Here is a 24,777-nt window from a genome sequence, read left to right on the forward strand (position 1 = left end):
CCCGTCTCGTCCGTGGTCTGCACCTTCACCACACCATCGAGCAACAACAACACATGAGTGTCTTTCGCGTCCTGCTCCATCACCTCGCGGTCGGCCGTGTAGCGCACGACCGTCCCGATCTCCAGCAGTTCCTGCCTCGTGCTCTCCCGGAGCCGGCCCAGCAGGCTGTTGCCGGGCCACGACACACCCCGGCCCAGCGCCGCGGTCGGCGCCGGCAGCGGACCGGTGGCGCCCGCGGTCCGCGCCGCGCGGCCGGCGCCCCGGGCGGGGGGTTCGGTCGGCGGGTACGCCGCCGCGCCCGGCTGCTCCACCCGGCCCGTGATCGCCTCGGCGGGCCCGCGACCGCGCGGGTCGCGGGCGCCGGGCGGGAACCCCTCGACGAAGCCCTCGAACGCGGCCCGCCCCCTGCGGATCGGCTCAGGCATGGTCACCCCCCTCCCGGTTCGCGCGGCCGGCGTTGTGCCGGTGGCGCTGGAGCGCGCCCTTGACCGCGCCGTGCGTGGTGTTCAGCGGTTCCGCCGTCCCGGCGACGCCGCACCCGAGTGCGTGGACGACCGGCGCGGCGGAGGCGGTGGCCACCGGTTCCGCCGGGCCCGGTAATCGGGTGGGTTCGCGGGCGCGGCGCGCCGGCGGCGCCTTCCGCCGGACGTCGTCCACCGCGTTGACCGGGGTGTCGCCGGTGAGGCTGATCAGGCCGTCCTCCTCCCCGTGCGGCGGGGCCTGCCGCAGCCGGCACCCCCGGTCGACCACCCGGTCACGCATCCTGGTGCCCACCCGGCGGCGCTCTTCCCTGTCGTCCACGTCATCCACGGCGTACAAATCGCAACTCCCCGAGGCGCAGGTCGGCCAACGACTCGTTCTATGTCGGCTGTGGAGGCCCGCGGCACGAGGGCCCCCGCTCCCGACTACTTCGGTTCCGGTTCAGGTTCCGGTTCCGCCAACGGCGCCTGCCGCGCGGTCGGCAGTCCCGTCGGCAGCCCGGTGGGCAACCCCGCCGACCGCGCGGTCGGCAGTCCCGTCGGCAGTCCCGTCGGCAGTCCGGTCGACCGCACCGTCGACAGCCGGGGGGACACCGGTTCCCCGGTGTCCAGGCCCGCCGCCATCGCCACCGCCCGGTCCCACTCCGGGTCGGAGGCGTAGTCCGCGTGCCGGTTCACGCCGGGCGCCCAGCGGCGACCGGGGAACGGCCCCCGCTGCGGGTCGGGCAGCCAGTGGTCGCCGCCGAGCACCAGCGCGCCCGTCGGCCCCCGCCGCGCGGGCGGCAGCGCCCCGGTCGTGCCGTCCGCCCGGAAACCCACCCCGAGCAGCGCCTCGTCGAACACCTGGCGGTCCCACGTGGTCACCGCGCCGCCCAGCGCGTCGGTGCCCCGGCACAGCGCCCGCCACCGCCCGCCCAGCCGCCCGGAGAGCGAGGCCAGCGAGCTGTGCGGCACCACCGCCGGGAACGCCCGCGAGTACGCCCACTGGAGCTGGGAGCCCGCGGTGACCAGGCCCAGCCGCTCGGCCTGCTCCGGCGGCAGCTCCTCCAGCAGCCGGGCCGCCGCCACCGCGGTGAGCAGGCTGCCCTGGCTGTGCCCGGCGAGCACGACCCGGGTGCCGGGGTCGGCCAGGTGCTCCCGCACCCGCGCCACCAGCTCCGGCACCACCTTCAGCGCGTAGCAGGGCGGCACCACGGGGTGCGCCTCGCGCGGCCAGAACGCCGCCAGGTCGGCCAGCACCCCCACCTGCCGGGCCTTGTCCGGCCGCCGCGCGGCCAGGTGGACCGCCCGCAGCAGCGCCAGCGCCAGCAGGGCCAGCACCACCACGCCGAAGGTGGACACGGGCCGCGACCACTCCGGCGGGTCCACCTCCTTCAGCCGCAGGAACACCGCGGGCACCGCGCCGGTCACCAGCACGACCGCCAGCCCCAGCACGGCCTGGTGGCTGTGCCGCCGCTGCCACCGCGCCCACCACCAGGCGCGGGCCGCGCGCTTGACGTCCCGGGGACGCCCGGCGTGCAGCAGGGCCGCCTCGCGCGCCCACTCCTCCCGGCGCCGCAGCGAACTCCACCGCAGCATCCCGGTCGTCGCCGCGACCGCCAGCCCGGCGGCCAGCGCCAGCACCCCGGCCACGCCCCACAGCAGCACGATGTAGGAGTAACCGCGCGGCAGCCTGCCGAACCCGAGCACGCCCCGCAGCGCCAGCGCGAGCCCCGCGCCGAAGCCGCCGCCGAGCATCGCCGCCACCGCCACCACCGGCGCGGCCATCCAGCCGCCCGCCCACGGCCGCAGCCCGCGCGGCTGCGCCGACCAGGCGCGCCGGGCCAGCAGCGCGGCGGGCACCAGCAGCAGCCCGATCAGCAGGCACACCAGCGCCGCCAGCGCGGCCACCAGCTGCACGGACAGGTCCGCGCCGGGCAGCCGCGGCGGCAGGTCCGCGCCCTGGTGCCACGCGGGCAGCCTGACCAGCAGCGCGGTGGCGGCCAGGAGCAGCAGCCACGCGCCGGTGTGCAGCACCCGGCGCGGTTCCCGGCCGAGCGCGGCGCGCAGCCACCGCCCGCCCCGGTGCGGCGCGGCGCCGGTCGGGTCGTCCAGCAGCACCGCGCCCAGCGCCGCCACCGCGACCAGCGCGATCCCGGCCGCCCAGCACACCGCGATGGCGCGCCCGTGCCAGCCCGGCGCGGGCAGCGGCCCCGCCGGACCGCCCAGCGCGACCGCCACCCCCGTGCCCAGGCCCGCGACCAGGTGCAGCACCCGCAGCGCGGGCGTGTCCGGGTCGGCGGCCACCAGCGCGCCCGGCAGGCCGGAGGACGGGTCGGCCGCCGCGGGCGGCCCGGTGCGCCCGATCCGCCAGTCCACGCTCGACATCCGGTGCAGCACCAGCAGGACCAGCGCGATCGGGGCCGTGCCGACCAGCGCCCGCACCCACGGCGCCCCGCCCGCCCACGTCCGCCCCCACGGGCACCCCGAGCCGGGCGCGAGGCACTGCGCGGCCACCAGGTCCAGGCTGATCACCCCGAGCTGCGCCACCAGCAGCACGGTCAGCAGCAGCGCCGCCAACCGCAGCAGCGCGCGCAGGCAGGTGCCCAGCAGGCGCGCGGGCACGCTGCCGGCGGGCGTCGGCGGCAGCATCCAGTGCGCCACGTTGGCCAGCGCGAACGGGAACAGCAGCGCCCACGTCGCCTTGGCCAGGCCGCCGGAGGTCATGCGGCCCCACACGTAGCCCTCGACCACCCGCGAGACCGGCCGCCCGCCCGCCTGGAGCACCGGTCCGGGCGCGGGCCTGCGCAGCCGGTCGGCCGGGCGCACGACGCGGCCCAGCCCGTCGCCCGCCACGTCCACCGCCGCGACCGCGTCGACCAACGACTCCGGGGTGGTGCCCTGGACACCGTGCACCCGCAGTTCGACCACCCTCGTGTCGGGGCCGGGAATGAGCACCAAACCTCCAGCGAGCCTCAGGCCACCTGGCCATAGTGGTGCATCGGCCACACTTGGCGTCGACTTCCGGGGACCCGGCGTGGCGGGCGGTATGGTCGGACGAACCCGATATGGAGGAATCCACGATGACCGCCGAGAGGCTCCAACACCGCAACGGCGTCGACTTCGCCGTGGCGGACCTCTCCCTGGCCGAGTACGGCCGCAAGGAGATCCGGCTGGCCGAGCACGAGATGCCGGGCCTGATGGCGTTGCGCCGCGAGTACTCGGAGGTCTACCCGCTCAGGGGCGCGCGGATCTCCGGCTCGCTGCACATGACCATCCAGACCGCCGTGCTCATCGAGACGCTGGTGTCGCTGGGCGCCGAGGTCCGCTGGGCCTCGTGCAACATCTTCTCCACCCAGGACCACGCCGCCGCGGCCGTGGTCGTCGGCCCGCACGGCACCGTCGAGGAGCCGCGGGGCGTGCCGGTGTTCGCCTGGAAGGGCGAGACGCTGGAGGAGTACTGGTGGACCGCGGAGTCCATGCTGACCTGGCCCGACGGCACCGGCCCGAACATGATCCTGGACGACGGCGGCGACGCGACGCTGCTGGTCCACAAGGGCGTGCAGTACGAGAAGGCGGGGGTCGTCCCGGAGGCCGGGGCGGACGACCCGGAGGAGTGGCGGATCATCCTGGAGACGCTGCGCCGCTCGCTGGCGGCCGACCCGGGCAAGTGGACGGGGATCGCCGGGGGCATCCGGGGCGTGACCGAGGAGACCACCACCGGCGTGATGCGCCTGTACCAGCTGGCCGCCGCCGGCGACCTGCTGTTCCCCGCGATCAACGTCAACGACGCGGTGACCAAGTCGAAGTTCGACAACCGCTACGGCATCCGCCACTCGCTGGTCGACGGCATCAACCGCGGCACGGACGTGCTGATCGGCGGCAAGGTGGCCGTGATCTGCGGCTACGGTGACGTGGGCAAGGGCGCGGCGGAGTCGCTGCGCGGCCAGGGCGCCCGGATCGTGGTCACCGAGATCGACCCGATCTGCGCCCTCCAGGCGGCCATGGACGGCTACGACGTCCAGGTGCTCGACGACGTGCTCGACCGGGCCGACCTCGTCATCACCACCACCGGCAACAAGGACGTGGTGACCGCCGAGCACATGTCCCGGATGAAGCACCAGGCGATCCTGGGCAACATCGGCCACTTCGACAACGAGATCGACATGGCCGGCCTCCAGCGCTACCCGGGCATCCGGCGGATCAACATCAAGCCGCAGGTCGACGAGTGGGTTTTCCCGGACGGCCACTCGATCATCGTGCTGTCCGAGGGCCGCCTGCTGAACCTGGGCAACGCCACCGGCCACCCGAGCTTCGTGATGTCCAACTCGTTCTCCAACCAGGTGATCGCGCAGGTCGAGCTGTTCACCAAGCACGAGGAGTACGACCGGGAGGTCTACCGGCTGCCGAAGAAGCTGGACGAGAAGGTCGCGCGCATCCACCTGGAGGCGCTGGGCGGCCGGCTCACCAAGCTGACCAAGGACCAGGCCGAGTACATCGACGTGGACGTCGAGGGCCCGTACAAGGCGGACCACTACCGCTACTGACGCCGTCCGCTACCGACGCCGTCCGGGGCGGTCGGGACCCGCGGGTCCCGACCGCCCCGCCGCGTCCGCGCCCTCAGGTCCACTCGACGCCGATCCCGGCCACGCCGGGGCCGACGTCCTCGAAGTAGGCGCTGACGAAGCCGCCCAGCCCGCACACCAGCTCCTCCAGGTCCACCGGCGGGGACGCGGCGTCGGGCCGGAACTGCTTGGTGCACCGGGCGGGCAGGGTGCGGCGGCTGAAGGCGACCTGGAGCAGGTAGCCGCGGCACGCCCCGCGGAACGTGCGGTGGTGGCCGGGGGTGGGGCCGCCGGTGTCGTCGACCACGGTGAAGCTGAAGACGTGCTCCTCGCCCTCGGCGAGCCTGCGGTCGAACAGCAGCTCGAACGCGAGCCCGCGGGCCGAGGGCTGCCGCCGCGTGCGGCCCAGCCGGCAGCCCTCGCCGGGGCGCACCAGCGCGTTGTCGACCAGGCTGCCCTCGTCGCCCCGGTGTACGGCCAGGAACCGGTCGGGCCCGGCCTTGGCCGCGCGCACCACGAGCCGCGTGGTGATCGACCGCTGCTCCCGCTCGGGCCCGACCAGCACGGTGTCGTGCACGGACAGCACGTCCAGGTCGGTGTTGGCGCCGATGTCGGTGACGGCCGCGAACTCGGCCGGCAGCGGCGCGGGGGACAGCCACGTCGGCCGGGCGGGCCGGGGTTGGGGGCGGTGGCCGACGAGCGCCACCAGGGACTCCGGCGGCAGCTTCAGCACGGTCTCCAGCGCCCGCACGGTGGCGATCGCGCGCGGCACCTCGGGGTGTCGCAGGCCGCGCTGCCAGTAGCTGAGCGTGGACTGCCCCACCTGCACGCCCTGCTGCTCCAGGTGGGCGCGCAGCCGGGCCAGCGAGAGCCCGCGGTGCGCGATGGCGTCGTGCAGGGCCCGGTGGAACGGCCCGTAGCGCAGCGTCTCGGCGAGCGCGTTCGGCAGGCCCCCGGTCGACAGCCCTCCGGTCGGCAGCCCTCCGGTCGACAGGCCCCCGGTGGGGTGGCCCCCGGCGGACAGGCCCCCGGTCGGGTGGCCCACCGGTTCGTCCACCGGTCTGGCGTGCCCGGAATCCGCGGTCACCGCGGCACCACCCTTTCGCGCAACCGGAAATGGGCTTCACCGTAGTCACTCGATCTGGTGATCGAAAGGATCTCTCATCACCCGACTGGGCGACATGATGCCGCCGAACGTGGAGGAGCACTGCCCCTTAGGGTGTTCTTCGTGGGAAAACTCGTCGTGATCGAGGGCCTGGACGGCGCCGGCAAACGCACCCTCGCCAAAGCCCTCACCGACGCGCTGGACGCCCGCGGCCTCCGCGTCGCGACCGGCGCGTTCCCCCGCTACGAGCAGGACGTGCACGCCGAACTGGTGCGCGACGCGCTGCACGGCAGGCTGGGCGACCTGACCGACTCGGTGCACGGCATGGCCGTGCTCTACGCCCTGGACCGGCGGGCCGCGGCCGACGGCATCCGCGCCGACCTGCGCGGGCACGACGTGGTGCTGCTCGACCGGTACGCCGCCTCCAACGCCGCCTACGGGGCGGCCCGGCTGCGGCAGCCCGCGGACGGGGGGTTCGTCGAGTGGCTGCGGACCCTGGAGTTCGACCGCTTCGGCCTGCCGGTGCCCGACCTCCAGCTGCTGCTGCGCGTGCCCGCCGACGTCGCGGCGGACCGCGCCGCGCGGCGGGAGGCGGAGGAGGCCAGGGACCGCGACCTCTACGAGACCGACGGCGGCCTCCAGGCCCGCTGCGCCGCCGCCTACGACGAACTGGCCGCGGCGGGCTGGGTGTCGCCGTGGGAGGTGCTGGACGGCACCGCTGACCTGCGCGTGGACGCCCTCGTCGACCGCTGGTTCACCCGTTGGTCGGACGACGGGGGAGCGGTGTAACGAAACGTGACGGCCAGGCCGATGACCCGCTGAAGATCCGGGTTCGGCGAGGCGAGGCGGTCACGTGCAACGGCGACACAGAGTGGTCACGGACTGGACCCGTCCGGCGACCAGCGGCGATGACCACCGGTCGGTGCGGGGGCTGCCGGCCGTTAGTGGGACGATGTCGGGTATGAAGGCACGCGTGCTCGTCGTGGACGACGACCCCGCCCTGGCGGAGATGCTGACCATCGTGCTGCGGGGCGAGGGCTTCGACACCGCCGTGGTGGGCGACGGCGCCCGCGCCCTGCCCGCGCTGCGCGAGCTCAAGCCGGACCTGGTCCTGCTGGACCTCATGCTGCCCGGCATGAACGGCATCGACGTCTGCAAGGCCATCCGCTCCGAATCGGGTGTGCCGATCGTGATGCTGACGGCCAAGAGCGACACCGTGGACGTGGTGCTCGGCCTGGAGTCGGGCGCCGACGACTACGTGGTCAAGCCGTTCAAGCCGAAGGAGCTGGTCGCGCGCATCCGCGCCCGCCTGCGGCGCACCGAGGCCGAACCCGCCGAGGTGCTCCAGATCGGCGACCTGACCATCGACGTGCCCGGCCACGAGGTGCTGCGCGAGGGCAGGCCGATCCAGCTCACCCCGCTGGAGTTCGACCTGCTCGTGGCGCTGGCCCGCAAGCCGCGCCAGGTGTTCACCCGCGAGGTGCTGCTGGAGCAGGTCTGGGGCTACCGGCACGCCGCGGACACCCGCCTGGTCAACGTGCACGTCCAGCGGCTGCGGTCCAAGGTCGAGCGCGACCCGGAGCACCCCGAGGTGGTGCTGACCGTGCGCGGCGTCGGGTACAAGGCGGGTCCTCCGTGATCGGCGGCGCGCCGACCGGGTGCGGATGACCCGGCCCGCCCGGCGCAGGCTGCTCGACCCCGTGGTGCGCGAGGCGCGCCGCGCGGTCGAGCGCGCCCGCCGCCGGGCGGTCGCGTTCGGCGAGCTGTGGCGCCGCTCCCTCCAGCTGCGGGTCGTGGTCAGCACCCTGGCGCTGTCCTCGGCCGTGGTGTTCGTGCTGGGCATGGTGCTCCAGGTGCAGATCACCGACCAGCTGCTCCAGGACAAGATCCAGGCGGCGGTCCGGCAGACCGACGCCAGCGCGGCGGCCATCCAGCCCGAGATGGCGGGCCTCAACCCCGGCCCGGACAGCGTCAAGGCGCGCTTCACCCTCGCCCTGACCAAGCTCACCAGCTCCGGCGTCGACCTCGACCCCGCCGGCTCCGGCGCGGGCGCGTTCGAACCCGTGCTGTGGGACCCGGAGCAGGTCGGCGCGGACGGCCTGCCGGTCGCCGTCGGCCCCTACCGCGAGGTGCCGCGCGGCCTGTTCGACATGCTCGGCGAGGCCAGCACCGGCTACCAGATCACCACCGTCGAGCGGGAGACCGGGCCGACGACGTTGCTGGTCGTGGGCAAACCGGTGAGCACCTCGTCCCGCGCCATGCACCTGTACCTGCTGTTCCCGCTGACCGGCGAGCAGACCACCGCGGAGGTCGTGCAGAACACCCTCGTCGTCGGCGGCCTGGTGCTGCTCCTGCTGCTCGCCGTGATCGCGAACCTGGTCACCCGGCAGGTCGTGCGGCCGGTGCGGCAGGCCGCCGAGATCGCCGAGCGCTTCGCCGACGGCGACCTCGACGAGCGGATGCCCGTCATCGGCGAGGACGACGTGGCGCGGCTGGCCGAGTCCTACAACGAGATGGCCGCCAGCATCCAGCGGCAGTTCCACCAGCTGGAGGCGTTCGGGCAGCTCCAGCGCCGGTTCACCTCCGACGTCTCGCACGAGCTGCGCACCCCGCTGACCACCGTGCGGATGGCCGCCGACGTGCTGCACGCCTCCCGCGAGCAGTTCCCCGGCGGCCTGGCCCGCTCCACCGAGCTGCTGGTGGACGAGCTGGACCGGTTCGAGTCGCTGCTGGGCGACCTGCTGGAGATCAGCCGCCTGGACGCGGGCGTGGAGGAGCTGGCCGCCGAGCTGGTCGACGTGCGCGTGCTGGCCCGCCGCGCCCACGACGCGGTGCGCGCCATCGCCAACAGCAGCGGCTCGGCGATCGTGGTGGACCTGCCCGACCACGAGGTGCTCGCCGAGGTCGACGCCCGCCGGGTCGAGCGCATCCTGCGCAACCTGCTGGCCAACGCCGTCGACCACGGCGAGGGCCTGCCGGTCGAGCTGACCATGCGCGGCGACGACCACGCGATCGCGGTGACCGTGCGGGACCACGGCGTGGGCCTGCGGGCGGGCGAGGCGGACCTGGTGTTCAACCGCTTCTGGCGCGCCGACCCGTCCCGCAACCGCCGCACCGGCGGCACCGGCCTGGGCCTGTCGATCAGCCTGGAGGACGCCCGCCTGCACGGCGGGTGGCTGGAGGCGTGGGGCGAGCGCGGCCACGGCGCGGTGTTCCGGCTGACCGTGCCGTGCCGGCGCGGGCACGAGGTCACCGGCAGCCCGCTGCCGCTGGTGCCGCCCGGCCTGCCGGTGGTCGACCCGGTGCCGGAGGCCCCGGAACCGGTCGAGGAGGTCGAGCTGACCGAGGAGGAGATCACGTGGCAGCCCGCCCGGCCGGTCACCGGCGAACGCGAGGAGGTCCGGTGAGGCCGCGGCAGGCGCTGCTCGCGCTGCTCGTGCTGCTGACGGCTTCGGGCTGCGCGGCGATCCCCACCGCGACCTCCCCGATCGCGGTCAACACCTCCGCGGGCCGCGCCACCAAGACCGCCGCGATCCAGCCCGCCCGGGACATCGACCCGCTCACCCTGGTCCGCGAGTTCGTCAACGCCACCGCCGACCCCGAGGACGGCTACGCGGCGGCCAAGGCGTACCTCACCGACGCGGCCAAGGAGAGCTGGAACACCAGGAGCACGCCGACGATCATCGACCCGACGTTCAACACCGTGCCGACGGGGCTCGGCGCGGAGGACGACGACGGGGCCCGCACCGTGCTGCTCCAGGGCAAGAAGGTCGGCCGGCTCCAGCTGGAGGACAACTCGTTCGTCGAGCTCGTCGGCAACGTCGACACCGCCATCGGCGTCGCCCGCGACGCGGACGGACAGTGGCGCATCTCCCAGCCCCCCGACGGCATCTACGTGCCGCAGGGCGGGTTCAACCAGCACTACCGCCGGGTGACGCTGTTCTTCTGGAACTCCGACTTCAGCGTGCTCGTGCCCGACCCCCGCTACGTGGTGGTCGCGCCCTCCACGTCCATCCCCTACCGGGTGACGCAGTTGCTGCTCAAGGGGCCCGCGGTGGCCCTGCGCGGCGCGCTGGTGTCGGCCGTCCCGAACGGCGCCGAGCAGCGCAACAACACCACCGAGGCCGACGACGGGGCGCTGGAGGTCGACCTGACCAAGGTCGGCGACATCACCGCGGCGGTGCGCCGGAAGGCCGTGGCGCAGGTGGTGAAGTCGCTGACCGGGGTCAGCAGCAGCCGCATCCGGGTGCTCGTCGAGGGCCAGCCGATCCTCGCCGAGCGGGAGGAGTGGCGCTCCGCGGACGTGGACACCGGCGAGGCCCTCACCACCCCCGGCGCCGGCCTCACCGGGATGCTGCTGACCGGCGGTCGGCTGCGGCGGGTCAACGGCGAGCAGGTCGCCGGCCCCGCGGGCACCGGCGAGTACCAGGCCGTCAGCGCCGCCCAGTCCCTGGACGGCAACCGGCTGGCCGTGGTGGGCCGGGTGGGGGAGGGCTCGGTCCGGCTGCGCGTGGGCGGCGTGAACGACGGGCTGGGCCAGGTCGACCTGGCCGCCACCTCGATGACCAGGCCGACGTGGGTGCCCAGCGGGCAGCAGGACGAGCCCAGCGGCGAGGTGTGGACCGTCGTCGACCGGACCAACGTGGTGCGGGTGGTCGCCACCGAGACCGGGTGGACCGCGCGCACGGTCAACGCCTCCGAGCTGGCGCTGCACGGGCCGATCACCGAGCTGCGGCTGTCCCGCGACGGGACGCGGGTGGCGGCGGTGGCGGGCGGGCGGCTGCTCGTGGCGGCCGTGGTGCGCGGGCAGGACTCGGCGGTGACGCTGCGCTCGCCGCGCAACCTCCAGCCGTCGCTGGTCGGCGCGACCGCGCTGTCGCTGGACTGGCTGGCGCAGGACGTCCTCGTGGTGAGCACGTCGCTGGCGTCCTGGCCCATCGCGAAGATCACCGTCGACGGGCTGGGCATCGAGCGCTACAACACCTCGAACCTGACCGCGCCCGTCACCTCGGTGACCGCCGCGCCGGGGCGCAACGTGCTCGCGGTGGACCAGAGCGGGCTGTGGAGCGCCGGCGACGTGGCCGACGTGTGGCGGGCCTCGCCGACCGAGGTCGACCGGGCCACCCAGGTCTTCTACCCGGGCTGACCACCGCTTTTTTCACCCGATCGGGAACCGCCGGGGCGGCTCCCGACCCCCCTTTTCCGTCGGTGGTCGCCGGCACGCTCGTTCCATGCTGATCACCCTGCTGTTCCCGCCCCGCTGCCCCGGTTGCCGCGCCTGGGGCGCGCTCGTGTGCGCCCGCTGCCTGGCCTGGTTCGGCCCGCCCCGGCGCGTCCGGGTCGCCGGCGCCGGCCCACCCGTGTACGCCCTGGCGCCCTACGCGGGGGCGGCGCGCGAACTCGTGCTCGCCTTCAAGGAGCGCGGGCGGCGGGACCTGGCCGCCGTCTTCGGCGCCCTGGTGGCCGCCGCCGTACCCGCCCTGCCGCTGACCGCCCCTCCGCCTGCCCCCGCCTCTTCCCCCTCGCCTTCCCGCACGCGCGCCCCCACCTCAGCGACCCCTGCTCCCCCTCCCCTCTACCGCTCTCCTCCCACGTCCCCCTCGCCTCCCTCTCCGGTCTCGCCTCCCTCTTCTCCCTCTCTTCCCACTTCTCCCGCTTGCGCGCTGCCGTGGCTGGTGCCCGTCCCGTCCCGATCATCGGCGGCCAGGGCCAGGGGCGGTTCCCACGTGCTGAGAATGGCACGCGCGTCCGGCTTTCCCGTGGCCCCCGCACTGGGTTTCGCGAAAGGGGTTCGCGATTCGGTCGGGTTGGACCCGGCGGCCCGACGGGCGAATCTGGCGGGTCGCGTGCGGATCGTTCCGGGTGGGCTGCCACCGCCCGGAACAGCGGTTGTCCTGCTGGACGACGTGGTCACGACAGGTTCGACGGCACGAACCTGTATTTCGGTGTTGGAATCGGGCGGGTTCCGGGTATCCGGTGTACTCGTACTGACGACTGCGCGATGAAGCCACCCGGTCGAGTGATTCACGTCGGGAACCTCCCGACCCGCTCGTCCGTTAGGCGGATGTGAGGGCCATGCAGGGGCTGTTCGACGTAACCGCGCTGCCGGTGGATGTCCGCGACCGGCAGGGCCGTTCGGGTGAGCCGTTCTCGTTGTGGTGCCTCGAAGCGCCTGTCAGGCGCGCGGCCGGTGCCGATTTTTCGTCGCTCTGCGTCACCGCGGGAAAAACTTGGGTTTCCCCCGCCCCGGGGGGTGTCGCAGCGGCGAATACCGGGCTAACGTCCACCGCTATCAGCGTTCCCGGCACGCGGGGAGGAGGCGAACAGCCCATGTCCCCGGCGCCGGTGGGACGCTGGGGGGCAACCCTCAGCGACAAGTCCGCGAAGCAGATCGCGAAGTAGATCGCGTATCCGGTGCCGAACGATCCAAAGCCACAGCTCGCCCCTAAGCGAGGGAGTCGTGTATGGACATCGTCGTTAAGGGCCGCAACGTCGAGGTGCCCGATCACTACCGGGTTCACGTCGCCGAAAAGTTGGCCCGGCTTGAGCGTTACGACCGCAAGGTCATCCGCTTCGACGTGGAGCTCTTCCACGAACCGAACCCCCGGCAGGCGAAGAACTGCCAGCGGGTGGAGATCACCGGCAAGGGACGGGGCCCGGTGATCCGCTCGGAAGCCTGCGCGGGCGACTTCTACGCCGCGCTGGACCTCGCGGTCGCCAAGTTGGAGAGCAGGCTGCGCCGCTCCCACGACCGCAGGCGCGTGCACCACGGACGGCGCGGTCCCACCTCGGTCGCCGAGGCGACCAGCGGACTCGCGGCCGCCCTCACCGCCGACACCGACGGCGGACAGGCCCGGATCGCCTGGCCCGGTCGCACCGCCGTGCTCGACTCCGAGCCGGAACCGGACTTCGACGGCATGGCGGAACTGCCGTCGCAGCGCTGGGAAGACGGCGTGGAGGACAACGAGCCGGGCCGCGTCGTGCGGGAGAAGGAGCACCCGGCCAAGCCCATGACCGTCGACCAGGCCCTCTACGAGATGGAACTCGTGGGCCACGACTTCTACCTGTTCTCCGACGCCGACTCCGGCCGTCCGAGCGTCGTCTACCGCCGGAAGGGGTTCGACTACGGCGTGATCAGGCTGGCCTGATCCCCACCTGACCACGGTCCCCCCCACCACACGACCAACCCCCGGCGTCTCCGACGCCGGGGGTCCAAACCCGTCCCCACCGCGCGAGTCGTACGCTCAGACCCACCGTGTCGTACGTTCAGGACCCCCGAGTTCAACGTTCGCGACCCCCGAGTTCAGTGTTCAGGACCCCCGAGTTCAGTGTTCAGGACCCCCGAGTTCAGTGTTCGGGCTCCCAGGTTCACTGTTCGGGATCGTCGAGTCGATCGTTCGGAGTCCTGAGTTCGGCGTTCGAGCCCTCGGGTGGGCCGTTCGGGCCCCCGGTCCGCCGCCCGGGCCCCTGGGTCAGCCCTCAGGCCCCGGGTTGGCCCATTGAGAGCCCAGGTTCGGCGTTCGATCCCCGGGCCCGACGTCCGAGACCCATGAGCCGGGCGTCCAGGGCCCGGCGGCGTCCTGGCCGGAGCATCGCGTGTCGCCCGACCGGGCGTACCTCGCGTCCTCCGGGCGGCGTCCACCGGATCACCGCGCGTCCTCCACCCCGGCACCGCGCGGCCCCCGACCGGCCCGCCACCCGGCCTTCCGGCCCCGCCGCCGCAGGTAGATCAACTACTCGTCCGGGGTCCGTCACGGGGTGTTTCGCACCCCTTCCTACCTGTGTCTGTGCACACACCTTCACGACTTGCCTACGATGGCAGTCGGTGAGGGCTCGCCATGCCGTGACGAGCCGCTGGAAGGCGCCCGCCCCGGGCGCTCGCGATGAGGTAATGAGGTCGACCCGGATGGTGCTGTCCCGACTGCTCCGCGCTGGCGAGGGCAAGATGCTCAAGCGCCTGCGCAACATCGCAGCGCACATCAACGCCCTCGAAGACGACGTCGTCGACCTCTCCGACGCGGAGTTGCGTGCGAAGACCGAGGAGTTCCGCCGCCGCCACGCCGACGGCGAGTCGCTCGACGAACTGCTTCCCGAGGCGTTCGCCGTGGTCAGGGAGGGCGCCACGCGCACCCTGGGCCAACGGCACTTCGACGTCCAGCTGATGGGCGGCGCTGCGCTGCACCTCGGCCAGATCGCCGAGATGCGCACCGGTGAGGGCAAGACCCTGACCTCGGTGCTGCCCGCCTACCTGAACGCCCTCGCGGGCAAGGGCGTGCACGTCGTCACCACGAACGACTACCTGGCCCGACGTGACGCGGAGTGGATGGGCCGCATCCACCGCTTCCTGGGCCTGACCGTCGGCGCGATCCTGTCGGAGATGACCCCCGAGCAGCGGCGGGTCTCCTACAACGCCGACATCACCTACGGCACGAACAACGAGTTCGGCTTCGACTACCTGCGCGACAACATGGCGTGGAGCCGGGACGAGATGGTCCAGCGGGGCCACTTCTTCGCCATCGTCGACGAGGTCGACTCGATCCTCATCGACGAGGCCCGCACCCCGCTGATCATCTCCGGCCCCGCCGACCAGTCGTCCCGCTGGTACGTCGAGTTCGCGCGCCTGGCCACCAGGATGCGCCGCGACGTGCACTACGAGGTGGACGAGCGCAAGCGCACCATCGGCGTCACTGAGGCCGGCGTGCAGTTCGTCGAGGACCAGCTCGGCATCGACAACCTGTACGACTCGACCAACACCCCGCTGGTCGGCTACTTCCAGAACGCGATCAAGGCCAAGGAGCTCTTCGCCAAGGACAAGGACTACATCGTCCGCAACGGCGACGTCATGATCGTCGACGAGTTCACCGGCCGCGTGCTCGCCGGTCGCCGCTACAACGAGGGCATGCACCAGGCGATCGAGGCCAAGGAAGGCGTCGAGATCAAGGCCGAGAACCAGACGCTGGCCACGATCACCCTCCAGAACTACTTCCGCCTCTACGAGAAGCTCGGCGGCATGACCGGTACCGCCGAGACCGAGGCGGCGGAGTTCCACCAGACCTACAAGCTCGGCGTGGTCCCCATCCCGACCAACCGCCCGATGCAGCGCAAGGACGAAGCCGACCTCGTCTACAAGACCGAGGAGGCCAAGTTCGAGGCGGTCGCCGACGACATCGCCGAGCGGTACGAGAAGGGCCAGCCGGTCCTGGTCGGCACGACCAGCGTCGAGCGCTCCGAGTACCTCTCCAAGCTGCTCGTCCAGAAGGGCATCCCGCACGAGGTGCTCAACGCCAAGCAGCACGAGCGCGAGGCGCTGATCATCGCCAAGGCCGGCCGCAAGGGCGCCATCACCGTCGCCACCAACATGGCGGGCCGCGGCACCGACATCGTCCTGGGCGGCAACCCCGACATCATCACCGACCACGAGCTGCGCGAACGCGGCCTCGACCCGGTGGAGGCGCCCGAGGAGTACGAGGCCGCCTGGGCGAAGCTGATCGAGGACATCACCACCGAGGTCAAGTCCGAGGCGGAGGAGGTCCGCGAGGCGGGCGGCCTCTACGTGCTGGGCACCGAGCGGCACGAGTCGCGGCGCATCGACAACCAGCTGCGCGGCCGCTCCGGCCGGCAGGGCGACCCCGGCGAGTCCCGCTTCTACCTGTCGCTGAAGGACGAGCTCATGCGCCGCTTCAACGCGGCCATGGTCGAGACCGTCATGACGCGGCTCAAGGTGCCGGACGACGTGCCGATCGAGCACAAGATGGTCACCCGGGCCATCCGCAGCGCCCAGACGCAGGTCGAGCAGCAGAACTTCGAGATCCGCAAGAACGTCCTCAAGTACGACGAGGTCATGAACGAGCAGCGCAAGGTGATCTACGCCGAGCGCCACCGCGTGCTCGACGGCGAGGACCTGCGCGACCAGGTGACCCACATGATCACCGACGTGGTCGGCGAGTACGTCGACGGCGCGACCTCCGAGGGCTACTCCGAGGACTGGGACCTCGACAAGCTGTGGACGGCGCTCAAGACGCTGTACCCGATCACCCTCGACTACAAGAAGCTGATCGAGGCCGACGACGACGTCACCCGCGAGTCGCTGAAGGCGCTGCTCCAGGAGGACGCCCTCGCCGCCTACGAGGCGCGGGAGTCGGACATCGACGGGCGCGTCGGCGAGGGCGCCATGCGCGAGCTGGAGCGCCGCGTCCTGCTCTCGGTGCTCGACCGCAAGTGGCGCGAGCACCTGTACGAGATGGACTACCTCAAGGAGGGCATCGGCCTGCGGGCGATGGCCCAGCGCGACCCGCTGATCGAGTACCAGCGGGAGGGCTTCGACATGTTCAACTCCATGTTGGAGGCCCTGAAGGAGGAGTGCGTCGGCTTCCTGTTCAACCTCCAGGTCGAAGCGGCCGAACCCGAGCCCGCGCCCGAGCCGCCGGTCCAGGTCTCGATCGCCAACGGCGGCCCGCTGGCCGGCAGCCGGGCCCGCGCCCGAGCCGCTGCCGCCGCGGCGGCCCAGCAGGAGGCGGAAGCCGCCAACCAGGCCCCCGCCGGCCCGGCCCTGGCCCAGCTCCAGAGCGGCAACGCCATCCCGCCCGCCCTGCGCGGCAAGGGCCTGGAGGGTCAGGAGCAGCAGGGCCTGACCTACTCGGGTCCGTCGGAGAGCGGTGACACGCAGACCAAGGGCGGCGGCGGTCCGCGCCAGGGTGGCGGTGGCGGTGGCGCCGGCGGTGCCACGCGCAAGGAACGCCGCGCGGCGGCCCGTGCCCAGGCCAAGGGGCAGCGCAAGCAGCCGTAACACGCGGCGACGCGTACGAGCACGCACGGGAAGCGGGGCACCGGCCGAGGCCGGTGCCCCGCTTCCGGCGTTTTGCCAGTTCGTGCTTCGCGATCACCGTGCTTTGCGATCGCCGGGCTCCGCGATCACCGCGAACCCGCGGCCCGCACGGCGCCCGCACGGTCGCCGGGCCCTGATCCGCGACCTCAGGCGAACTCTCAGGCTGCGCCGGGCAACGCTTCGGGTGTGCCGGGCAACCGCCGAGCAACGCTTCGGGCTGCGACTTCGGTCCCGGCTTGGTCATGACCTGACCAGGGCTGCGGGTGGCGGAGCCTGCGGGCGGTGGTGCGTTGCCGGTGGGGCTGGCAGGGCGTGGTCAGTGGGGCGGTCGGCTGCGGGGCAGGGCGTGGCCGGGTCCATGGATTTTGGGGCGGCCAGGGGCGGCGGTGGGGGCTCCGGGGCGGCCTTTGGTCACGTAGCTCCCGTGGGGGCGCGGGCGGGGTCGGTGGCGGGTCTGTGGCTGGGTCTGAGCTGTTCGTCACGGGCGGCTGGGGCGGCTGGGGCGGCTGGGGCGGGTTGGGTACGGAGTGGGGTGGTTGCTCGGGCGTCCATTTCATCAACCGATGGCCGTAACGGTGTTTCCGTACATGGTTGGGGTGGTGATCACCCGATCGTGTGGCGGGAGTCGGTGGGGACCGGGGGTGCGGGCAAGAGGCGAGGGGCAGGGGGCAAGAGGCGAGGAGCAGGGGTCGGCGAGGGGTCAGGGCAGCAGGTGGAACTCGGTGCACCGCCAGCGGTCGCCCTGGCGCTCCACCCTCGCCGCGAAGGCGCGGGTCCGCGTGGGCATGTGCAGGGTCCCCGCCAACTCGGCCGCGTCCGACGACACCCGGCACAGCCGGTAGCGGCCGAGGCGGGTCCGGCCTTTCGTCACCGCCCCCGCCAACGCGGACACCGCCGGTGGCGCGAAGGTCTTGGCCAGTTGGCTGGCCGGGCGGCGGCCGCACAGGGCTTCCAGGGCCGGGATCAGGAAGTGGCGCGCGTCCAGGGTGGTCGGGCGGGCCGCCGGAGGCGTCGGGGCCGCCGGGGCGGGCGGCGGTGCGGAGGGTCCCCACGACGGGGGCAGCGTGCGCAGTTGAGGTGGCATGCTGAACCGAGTGGGGAACCCCGCCGTACGTACCAAGATCACCTGATGGAGGCAGCGGGTGCGCGGACTGGTGCTCGACTTCGGCGGCGTGCTGACCGACCTCGGCGACGACCACACCGCCGCCGAACCGCCCCTCGTCACGGCCACCCGCCGCCTGCGCCGCGCCGGCGTCCGCACCGCCGTGCTCTCCAACGCCGACGGCCTGTGGCGACCGCCCACCGCCTGGTCACCGCTGTTCGACGTCGTCGTCACGTCCGGTGAGGCCGGCATCGCGAAGCCCGACCGGCGCGCCTACCTGCTCGTCGCCGAGCTCCTCGGGCTCCCACCGGACGAGTGCGTCTTCGTCGACGACCTCGCGGTGAACGTCCGCGGCGCCGTCGCGGCCGGCATGGTCGGCGTCCACCACCGGTCCGTCGACGCCACCCTGGAGGAGCTCGACGTCCTGCTACCGGGCTGACCTCCGCGCCACCTCGAAGCACAGCACCGCCGCCGCACTGGCCACGTTCAGCGACTCGACCCCCGCCGCCATGGGGATGGACAGCCACGCCGTCACGTGCGGCCGCACGTCCGCCGACACCCCCGCCGTCTCGCTGCCCAGCACGAACGCCGCCCGCTCGGGCAGGTCGAACCCGTACACGGTCCGCGGCGCGCCGGCGTCGAGCGCGTAGATCGGGTAACCCTCCGCGACCAGCGCCGCCACCGCCTCGGCGGCCGTCGCGCACTTGAGCACCGGGGCCCGGAACGCCACCCCCGCCGACGCCTTCACCACCAGCGGGTCGATCGAGGCCACGCCGCGGCGCGGCACCACGATCCCCTCCACGCCCGCGGCGGTCGCGGTGCGCAGGATCATGCCGACGTTCGCCGGCGTGGTGATGCCGTCCAGCACCAGCACGTGCCGGGGCCGCGAGCGCAGCCCCACCTCCAGCGGCAGCATCCGCGGCGCCACGACGTCCGCCAGCACGCCCTGGTCGTGCCGACCGTTGCCCGCCAGCACCTTCACCCGCTGCGCGGTGGCCCGCTGCACCCGCACGCCCCGCCTCGCGGCGGCGTCCAGGATCTCCCTGGCCGCGGGCCCGCGCGCGGTGTCGGCCAGCACCACCTTGTCGACCTCCAGCCGCGCGTCGTCCAGCGCTTCGAGCACCGGCTTGCGGCCGTAGACGGTGACGAACTTGTCCTTGGGCGAAACATCCACGGGAGCAGTGTCCTCCACCCGTTCGGGCCTTGTTTCTCCGCCGACAACCATGATGATCGTCACATGGCACCGCGCGACGAGGCGCACCGTCTGCTGGCTTCCGGTCAGGAGGCGGACGTCTACCTGCGTTCCGACGGCCTGCTGGTCAAGCGCAGCCGGGCGGGGCGCGACGCCCGACCCGAGGCCGAGCTGATGCGCTACCTGCGCCGGCACGGGCTGCCCGTGCCCCGGGTCGCCGCGTCCTCGGGAACCGACCTGGTCATGGAGTACGTGCCCGGCCCCCGCATGTCCGAGGAGGTCGACGCCAAGCCGTGGCGGGCCGGCGCGCTGGGGCGGGAGCTGGCCGAGCTGCACCGCAGGCTCGACGACGTGCCCCCGCCGGACTTCCTGCCCGGTGAGGGCGGTCTGCTGCACCTGGACCTGCACCCCGGCAACGTCGTGCTCGGCCCGGAGGGGCCCGTGGTGGTCGACTGGACCAGCGCCGGGCGGGGCGACCGCCGGGTCGACGTGGCGCTGAGCTGGCTGGTGATGGCGGTGGCGCCGCTGCGGCCGTTCAAGCGGCTGGCCCGGTCCCGGCTGCTCAAGGGCTTCCTGTCCGGCGTCGACGGCGGGGTGCGCGCGGCCATGCCCGCCGCCGCCGCGATCCGCCTGTCCCGGCGCCAGCGCGACGAAGCCGAGGTCAGCGCCGTGAGGCGGCTCGTCGCGGATTGCAGCGGCTAGCCTGGTCGGCATGCCCGACCGCCTGTCCGCGCTGGACGCCTCGTTCCTGTACCTGGAGGACTCCACGACGCCCATGCACGTCGGCGGGGTGGCGGTGTTCCGCCGGCCGCGCTCGGGCTTCGACTACGACCGGCTGGTCGGGCTCATCGAGGAACGGTTGTCGCTGGCGCCCCGCTACCGGCGGAAGGTCGTGCCCGTGCCGGGGCGGCTCGCGCGGCCCGTGTGGGTGGACGACCCGGACTTCGACGTCACCTACCACGTGCGGCGGTCCGCGCTGCCGAGACCGGGCAGCGACCAGCAGCTGCACGACCTGGTCGCCCGGCTGATGTCCCGCCCGCTGGACCACGCGCGGCCCCTGTGGGAGGTCTACCTGGTCGAGGGGCTCGCCCGGAACCGGATCGCGGTGGTCACCAAGACCCACCAGGCCGTGGTCAGCGGGCTGGGCGCGCCGGAGATCGGGCAGGTCATCCTGGACGTGTCCGCCACGCCGCGCCCGCCCGTCGAGTCGCTGTGGATGCCCTCGCCCGAGCCGAGCGGCCTGCAACTGGTGGCCGACGCGGTGGCGGAGGCCGTGCAGCGGCCCGGCGAGGTGGTGGAGAACGCCCGCTCGGCGGCCATGGACACGGTCGCCACGGTCCGCAAGGTGGTCGGCGTGTTCGGCGGCCTGGCCTCGGCGGTGCGCACGGCCGCGAACCCCGCGCCCGGCAGCCCCCTCAACGTGCGGATCTCGCCCCAGCGGCGGTTCGCGGTGGCGCGGGCGCGGCTGGACGACTTCCGCGCCGTGCGGCGGGCGCACGGCGGCACCGTCAACGACGGCGTGCTGGCCGTGCTGTCGGGCGCGCTGCGGACGTGGCTGCTCTCGCGCGGCGAGATCGTCACGGCCGGGACGACCATGCGGGCGATGGCGCCCATGTCGGTGCGCGACGACGAGGCGGGCGTGGCCGCGTACTTCGTGGACCTGCCCGTCGGCGAGCCGAACCCGGTGGTGCGGCTGCACCACGTGTCGCACGCGATGCGCGCCCACCAGGAGTCCGGGCAGTCGGTCGCGGCGCAGACGCTGGTCCGGTTCACCGGCTTCGCGCCGCCCACCCTGCACGCGCTGGGCGCGCGGGCGGCCTCGTCGTTCTCGCGGCGGCTGTTCAACGTGGTGGTGACCAACGTGCCCGGACCCCAGGTGCCGCTGTACGCGGCGGGGGCGAGGATGATCGAGATGTTCCCCGTGGTGCCGCTGGCCAAGACCCAGGCGCTGTCGATCGGGGTGACGTCGTACGACGGCGGGGTGTACTTCGGCTTGAACGCCGACCGGGACGCCATGTCCGATGTGGACGTGCTCGCGGCGATGGTGGAGGAGTCGGTGGAGGAACTGATGGGAACGGTGTCCGCATGAGGGTGTACCTCCCTGCGACCGTCGCGATGTTGCGCGACCTGGTGGACCAGGGGCAGTTCGTCCCGGTGGGCGGCACGGGGTTCGCGCTGACCCCCGCGCTGCGCGAGTCCTACGCGGCCGGTGACGCCGAGGAGCTGGAGTACGCGGCGATGCTCGACGCGGCGCGGGCGTCGCTGCGGCTGATCGCCGGCGACGACAAGGCCATGCCCCGGCGGGCGGTGGTGTCGGTCGACGTGGAGGGCGTGAAGCTGCGCCCGGACCTGGACTTCTCGGTGGTGAAGCTGTCGGGGCCGGTGCCGGTGAAGCAGGTCGCGGCCGTGCACCTGGACACGCAGGAGGCGGAGGACGACGTGCGCGCGGCGGCCGAGGTGATCGACGCGGCCGACCTGGGCGACCCGGACGCGGAGTTCACGCTGGGTGGGGCCGAGGACCACGAGCTGGCCTGGTACGCGTTGCAGGAGCTGCCGTTCCTGCTGGAGCTGATGTAGGTCCGGCGGGGTTCGGCGGGGTTTCGGCGGGCGGGCGGGGTTCGGCGCGGTCGGGAGCACCGGCCGGAAATTGTCGGACCCCGCCGGCAAGATAAAAGCAGGGGTCCCCTGGGCGGGGACTCCTGCGAAGCGCGCGCCCCGGGATCGTCGGACCCCGCCACCGCCCTCACATGCCCGGCGCCGGCTCCCACAGCTCGATCCGGTTGCCCTCCGGGTCCACGCACCACCCGAACCGCCCGAACTCCGACTCCTCGGTCTGCGGCAGCACCTCGACCCCGTTCGTGCGCAACCGCTCCAGCAGCAGCACCAGGTCGTCGACCCGGAAGTTGAGCATCGCCCGCTGCCCCGGCTCCCCGAGGTAGTCCGTGTCCTGCGCGAACAGCGCCAGCGTCGTGGTCTCCAACCCGTCCCAGTGGAACGTCACCGCGCCGCCGTCGCTCATCGGCACGCCCAGGGTCCTGCGGTACCACTCGGCCAGCCGCGCGGGGTTGCGGGCGCGCAGGAACACGCCGCCGATGCCGGTCACCTTCGCCACGGCTGCGCACCGTACTACCGCCGACCACCCCCGCCCGAGCGGGTGACGCTAGTCGTACTCCTCCAGCTTCCCGCGCGACTCCAGCAGCCTGCGCAGCGACGCCAGCCGCCCCGGCGACGCCGCACCGGTCTCCACCAGCGTGTCCAGCATGCAGTCCGGGTCCTCCGGCGCGCCCAGGTGCCCGCAGCCCGACGGGCACTCCTCGGCCATCGCCCCCATGCCCGGGAACGCGCCCACGATGTCGTCCGGCGTGATGTGCGCCAACCCGAAGGAACGGATGCCCGGCGTGTCCACGGCCCACCCGCCGCCGGGCAGCGGCAGCGCCACCGCCTGCGTGGACGTGTGCCGCCCCTTGCCGACGCCGCTGACCACGCCCACCGCCCGGTTGGCGTCCGGCACGAGCTTGTTGACCAGCGTCGACTTGCCCACCCCGGAGTGCCCGATCAGCGCCGACAACCGGTCGGTCAGGCGCTCGCGCAGCTCCGCCGGGTCCTCGTCCGACCGCGTCACGACCACCGGCAGGTCCAGCTCCGCGTACGCCGCCAGCAGCTCGTCCGGCGACGCCAGGTCGCTCTTGGTCAGGCACAGCAGCGGCCGGAGCCCCCCCGCGTACGCGGCGACCAGGCAGCGGTCGATGAACCCGCGCCGCGGCTGCGGCTCGGCCAGCGCCGACACGATCACCAACTGCTCGGCGTTGGCGACGACCACCCGCTCGAACGGGTCGGTGTCGTCGGCGGTGCGCCGCAACACGCTGCGCCGCTCGTCGACGCGCACGATCCGGGACAGCGTGTCCGGCTCGCCGGTGGTGTCGCCGACCAGTCCCACACGGTCGCCGACCACCACCGGGGTACGGCCCAGCTCCCGCGCGCGCATCGCCGTGACCAGCAGTGACGGGTCATCCTCCACCGCGCACGTCCACCGGCCGCGGTCCACGCCGACGACCATCGCGGGCACCGCGTCCGCGTGCTCGGGCCGGCGCTTGGTGCGCGGCCGGGTGCCCTTGCCCGGCCGCACCCGCACGTCCGACTCGTCCAGCCGCCGCCAGTCGCCGCGCGCCACGTCAGCGCGCTCCGAGCAGGGCCGCCCACATCCCCGGGAAGTCCGGGATCGTCTTCGACGTCGAGCCGACGTCGTCCACGGCCACCCCCTCGACCACCAGCCCGATGATCGCCCCCGCGGTGGCCATGCGGTGGTCGGCGTAGGCGCGCCACGGCCCGCCGTGCAGCGGCCGCGGCGTGATCACCAGGCCGTCCTCGGTCTCCTCGACCGCCCCGCCCAACCGGTTGATCTCGGCGGCCAGCGCGGCGATGCGGTCGGTCTCGTGGCCGCGGATGTGCGCCACGCCGCTGATCCGCGTCGGCCCGTCCGCCAGCGCGGCGAGCGCCGCCACGGTCGGCGTCAGCTCGCTCTCGTCGCGCAGGTCCACGTCGACGCCGGTCAGCCGGTCCGGGCCGGTCAGGGTGAGGCCCTCGGCGGTCAGCTCCACCCGGCACCCCATGCGCTCGAACAGCTCCCGCACCGCCCCGCCGGGCTGCGTGGTGCGCTCCGGCCAGCCGGGGACGGTCACCGAACCGCCCGTCACGGCCGCCGCCGCCAGGAACGGGGTCGCGTTGGACAGGTCGGGCTCCACGTGCCGGTCGCGGCCCGCGATCGGGCCCGGCGCCACCCGCCACACGTCCCGGGTCGAGTCGTCCACGTCCACCCCGGCCTCGCGCAGCATCGACACGGTCATCTCGATGTGCGGCAGCGACGGCACCGGCCTGCCCGAGTGCCGCACGGTCACCCCGCCGTCGTAGCGGGCGCCCGACAGCAGCAGGCCGGACACGAACTGGGACGACGCCGACGCGTCGATGGTGACCTCCCCGCCCGGCACCGCCCCCGTGCCGCGCAGGGTGAACGGCAGCGCGCCGCCCTCCACGTCCGCGCCCAGCGCGCGCAGCGCGTCCAGGATCGTGGTCATCGGCCGCACCCGCGCGTGCTCGTCGCCGTCGAACGCGACGTCGCCCACGGCCAGCGCCGCGGCCGGCGGCAGGAACCGCATCACCGTGCCCGCCAGCCCGCAGTCCACCCGGACCGGGCCGCGCATCGGCCGCGGCGCGACCAGCCACGACCCGTCCGGGCCGTCGTCCACGCCGATGCCCAGCGACCGCAGCGCGGCGGCCATCAGCAGCGTGTCGCGGCTGCGCAGCGGGGCGTGCACGGTGGACGGCCGGTCGGCCAGCGCGGCCAGCACCAGCGCCCGGTTGGTGATCGACTTGGAACCGGGAACGGGTACCGTCGCGTGCACGGGACCCTCGGCGGTGGGCGCGAACCACTGCTCAGTCATGCGCCGATGATCCCGCATGGGCTCCCGGACGGCTCGCACCGGGCCTTCCGACGTGCGACGATGACCGGCGGAACTGATCGTTGTGGGGTGAT

Annotated in this window: 19 protein-coding genes and 1 pseudogene; 11 read left to right on the forward strand and 9 right to left on the reverse strand. The window is 73.6% G+C overall.

Translation table 11 applies throughout. The features are described from left to right. The 3 genes and pseudogenes from ACFP3R_RS12865 to ACFP3R_RS12875 all read right to left on the reverse strand — a co-directional run. Nucleotides 1-425: pseudogene (locus ACFP3R_RS12865) on the reverse strand (hypothetical protein); the annotation flags it as partial. After that, nucleotides 418-801 carry a hypothetical protein gene (locus ACFP3R_RS12870; RefSeq protein ID WP_380635841.1) on the reverse strand — a complete coding sequence of 128 codons (384 nt, stop codon included), beginning with the start codon at nt 799-801 and terminating at the stop codon, nt 418-420. The gene ACFP3R_RS12870 and the pseudogene ACFP3R_RS12865, both read right to left, overlap by 8 nt. A 104-nt stretch (nt 802-905) precedes the next feature. Further along, nucleotides 906-3,416 carry a hypothetical protein gene (locus tag ACFP3R_RS12875; protein WP_380635842.1) on the reverse strand — a complete coding sequence of 837 codons (2,511 nt, stop codon included), beginning with the start codon at nt 3,414-3,416 and terminating at the stop codon, nt 906-908. A gap of 125 nt (nt 3,417-3,541) precedes the next feature. Here ACFP3R_RS12875 and ahcY point away from each other — a divergent pair, with 125 nt between their 5' ends. Then, nucleotides 3,542-5,005, forward strand: coding sequence for an adenosylhomocysteinase (gene ahcY, locus ACFP3R_RS12880; RefSeq protein WP_380635844.1), 1,464 nt, complete (start codon nt 3,542-3,544; stop codon nt 5,003-5,005). A 73-nt stretch (nt 5,006-5,078) separates the two neighbouring features. On the opposite strand, the gene ACFP3R_RS12885 is transcribed toward ahcY, so the two are convergent. Continuing rightward, entirely contained in the window at nt 5,079-6,080 is a 1,002-nt protein-coding gene (locus ACFP3R_RS12885; protein ID WP_380635845.1) for a hypothetical protein, read from the reverse strand. 171 nt (nt 6,081-6,251) lie between these two features. Here ACFP3R_RS12885 and ACFP3R_RS12890 point away from each other — a divergent pair, with 171 nt between their 5' ends. The 6 genes from ACFP3R_RS12890 (at nt 6,252) to secA (ending at nt 16,914) form a co-directional block, all read left to right on the forward strand. Then, the gene (locus ACFP3R_RS12890) at nt 6,252-6,917 is read left to right on the forward strand and encodes a dTMP kinase (RefSeq protein ID WP_380635847.1); all 666 of its coding nucleotides are present in this window, start codon (nt 6,252-6,254) and stop codon (nt 6,915-6,917) included. A 172-nt stretch (nt 6,918-7,089) separates the two neighbouring features. Beyond that, nucleotides 7,090-7,767: an MtrAB system response regulator MtrA gene (gene mtrA / locus ACFP3R_RS12895; RefSeq protein ID WP_033429120.1), complete on the forward strand. Its 678-nt coding sequence runs from the start codon at nt 7,090-7,092 to the stop codon at nt 7,765-7,767. 25 nt (nt 7,768-7,792) lie between these two features. Further along, nucleotides 7,793-9,535: an MtrAB system histidine kinase MtrB gene (mtrB, locus tag ACFP3R_RS12900; protein WP_380635849.1), complete on the forward strand. Its 1,743-nt coding sequence runs from the start codon at nt 7,793-7,795 to the stop codon at nt 9,533-9,535. Continuing rightward, nucleotides 9,532-11,274: an LpqB family beta-propeller domain-containing protein gene (locus tag ACFP3R_RS12905; RefSeq protein ID WP_380635850.1), complete on the forward strand. Its 1,743-nt coding sequence runs from the start codon at nt 9,532-9,534 to the stop codon at nt 11,272-11,274. The genes mtrB and ACFP3R_RS12905 overlap by 4 nt, the downstream gene beginning before the upstream one ends. 1,318 nt (nt 11,275-12,592) lie before the next feature. Beyond that, complete coding sequence (gene hpf, locus ACFP3R_RS12910) at nt 12,593-13,276, forward strand: ribosome hibernation-promoting factor, HPF/YfiA family (RefSeq protein WP_380635852.1); 684 nt, start codon at nt 12,593-12,595, stop codon at nt 13,274-13,276. Nucleotides 13,277-14,034: 758 nt separating this feature from the next. Beyond that, a complete protein-coding gene (gene secA / locus ACFP3R_RS12915; RefSeq protein ID WP_380635854.1) occupies nt 14,035-16,914 on the forward strand; it encodes a preprotein translocase subunit SecA in 2,880 nt (959 codons plus the stop codon). A 739-nt stretch (nt 16,915-17,653) separates the two neighbouring features. On the opposite strand, the gene ACFP3R_RS12920 is transcribed toward secA, so the two are convergent. Continuing rightward, the gene (locus ACFP3R_RS12920; protein ID WP_380635856.1) at nt 17,654-18,037 is read right to left on the reverse strand and encodes an Rv3235 family protein; all 384 of its coding nucleotides are present in this window, start codon (nt 18,035-18,037) and stop codon (nt 17,654-17,656) included. 58 nt (nt 18,038-18,095) lie between these two features. Here ACFP3R_RS12920 and ACFP3R_RS12925 point away from each other — a divergent pair, with 58 nt between their 5' ends. Next, the gene (locus ACFP3R_RS12925; RefSeq protein ID WP_380635857.1) at nt 18,096-18,494 is read left to right on the forward strand and encodes an HAD-IA family hydrolase; all 399 of its coding nucleotides are present in this window, start codon (nt 18,096-18,098) and stop codon (nt 18,492-18,494) included. Here the strand turns inward: ACFP3R_RS12925 and ACFP3R_RS12930 are convergent. Continuing rightward, the gene (locus ACFP3R_RS12930) at nt 18,483-19,280 is read right to left on the reverse strand and encodes a TrmH family RNA methyltransferase (RefSeq protein ID WP_380636126.1); all 798 of its coding nucleotides are present in this window, start codon (nt 19,278-19,280) and stop codon (nt 18,483-18,485) included. The genes ACFP3R_RS12925 and ACFP3R_RS12930 overlap by 12 nt on opposite strands. A 12-nt stretch (nt 19,281-19,292) precedes the next feature. On the opposite strand from ACFP3R_RS12930, the gene ACFP3R_RS12935 reads away from it, so the two are divergent. The 3 genes from ACFP3R_RS12935 to ACFP3R_RS12945 are packed head-to-tail and all read left to right on the forward strand — an operon-like array spanning nt 19,293 to nt 21,824. After that, a complete protein-coding gene (locus tag ACFP3R_RS12935; RefSeq protein WP_380635858.1) occupies nt 19,293-19,949 on the forward strand; it encodes a phosphotransferase in 657 nt (218 codons plus the stop codon). A gap of 10 nt (nt 19,950-19,959) precedes the next feature. After that, nucleotides 19,960-21,336, forward strand: a complete 1,377-nt coding sequence (locus ACFP3R_RS12940; protein WP_380635859.1) for a WS/DGAT/MGAT family O-acyltransferase — start codon at nt 19,960-19,962, stop codon at nt 21,334-21,336. Further along, nucleotides 21,333-21,824 (forward strand): DUF6912 family protein, encoded by a 492-nt coding sequence (locus tag ACFP3R_RS12945; RefSeq protein ID WP_380635861.1) that lies wholly within the window; start codon nt 21,333-21,335, stop codon nt 21,822-21,824. The genes ACFP3R_RS12940 and ACFP3R_RS12945 overlap by 4 nt, the downstream gene beginning before the upstream one ends. Before the next feature lie 166 nt (nt 21,825-21,990). On the opposite strand, the gene ACFP3R_RS12950 is transcribed toward ACFP3R_RS12945, so the two are convergent. Genes ACFP3R_RS12950 through aroA form a run of 3 tightly spaced genes read right to left on the reverse strand, consistent with a single transcriptional unit; the run spans nt 21,991 to nt 24,685 of the window. Further along, entirely contained in the window at nt 21,991-22,359 is a 369-nt protein-coding gene (locus tag ACFP3R_RS12950) for a VOC family protein (RefSeq protein WP_380635863.1), read from the reverse strand. A gap of 48 nt (nt 22,360-22,407) precedes the next feature. Beyond that, nucleotides 22,408-23,418, reverse strand: a complete 1,011-nt coding sequence (gene rsgA / locus ACFP3R_RS12955) for a ribosome small subunit-dependent GTPase A (RefSeq protein WP_380635865.1) — start codon at nt 23,416-23,418, stop codon at nt 22,408-22,410. 1 nt (nt 23,419) lies between these two features. Continuing rightward, nucleotides 23,420-24,685 (reverse strand): 3-phosphoshikimate 1-carboxyvinyltransferase, encoded by a 1,266-nt coding sequence (gene aroA / locus ACFP3R_RS12960; RefSeq protein ID WP_380635867.1) that lies wholly within the window; start codon nt 24,683-24,685, stop codon nt 23,420-23,422. Between the last annotated feature and the right edge of the window lie 92 nt (nt 24,686-24,777).

Source organism: Saccharothrix lopnurensis, assembly GCF_042658445.1.
GTDB classification, from domain to species: domain Bacteria; phylum Actinomycetota; class Actinomycetes; order Mycobacteriales; family Pseudonocardiaceae; genus Actinosynnema; species Actinosynnema lopnurensis.

Excerpts from the sequence above, each read along its gene's own strand:
- ACFP3R_RS12930 (WP_380636126.1), bottom strand. The coding sequence starts at position 19,280 with ATGGTTGTCGGCGGAGAAACAAGGCCCGAACGGGTGGAGGACACTGCT.
- mtrB (WP_380635849.1), top strand. The coding sequence starts at position 7,793 with ATGACCCGGCCCGCCCGGCGCAGGCTGCTCGACCCCGTGGTGCGCGAG.
- secA (WP_380635854.1), top strand. The coding sequence starts at position 14,035 with ATGGTGCTGTCCCGACTGCTCCGCGCTGGCGAGGGCAAGATGCTCAAG.
- hpf (WP_380635852.1), top strand. The coding sequence starts at position 12,593 with ATGGACATCGTCGTTAAGGGCCGCAACGTCGAGGTGCCCGATCACTAC.
- aroA (WP_380635867.1), bottom strand. The coding sequence starts at position 24,685 with ATGACTGAGCAGTGGTTCGCGCCCACCGCCGAGGGTCCCGTGCACGCG.
- ACFP3R_RS12945 (WP_380635861.1), top strand. The coding sequence starts at position 21,333 with ATGAGGGTGTACCTCCCTGCGACCGTCGCGATGTTGCGCGACCTGGTG.
- ACFP3R_RS12940 (WP_380635859.1), top strand. The coding sequence starts at position 19,960 with ATGCCCGACCGCCTGTCCGCGCTGGACGCCTCGTTCCTGTACCTGGAG.
- ahcY (WP_380635844.1), top strand. The coding sequence starts at position 3,542 with ATGACCGCCGAGAGGCTCCAACACCGCAACGGCGTCGACTTCGCCGTG.
- ACFP3R_RS12920 (WP_380635856.1), bottom strand. The coding sequence starts at position 18,037 with ATGCCACCTCAACTGCGCACGCTGCCCCCGTCGTGGGGACCCTCCGCA.
- ACFP3R_RS12935 (WP_380635858.1), top strand. The coding sequence starts at position 19,293 with ATGGCACCGCGCGACGAGGCGCACCGTCTGCTGGCTTCCGGTCAGGAG.
- mtrA (WP_033429120.1), top strand. The coding sequence starts at position 7,090 with ATGAAGGCACGCGTGCTCGTCGTGGACGACGACCCCGCCCTGGCGGAG.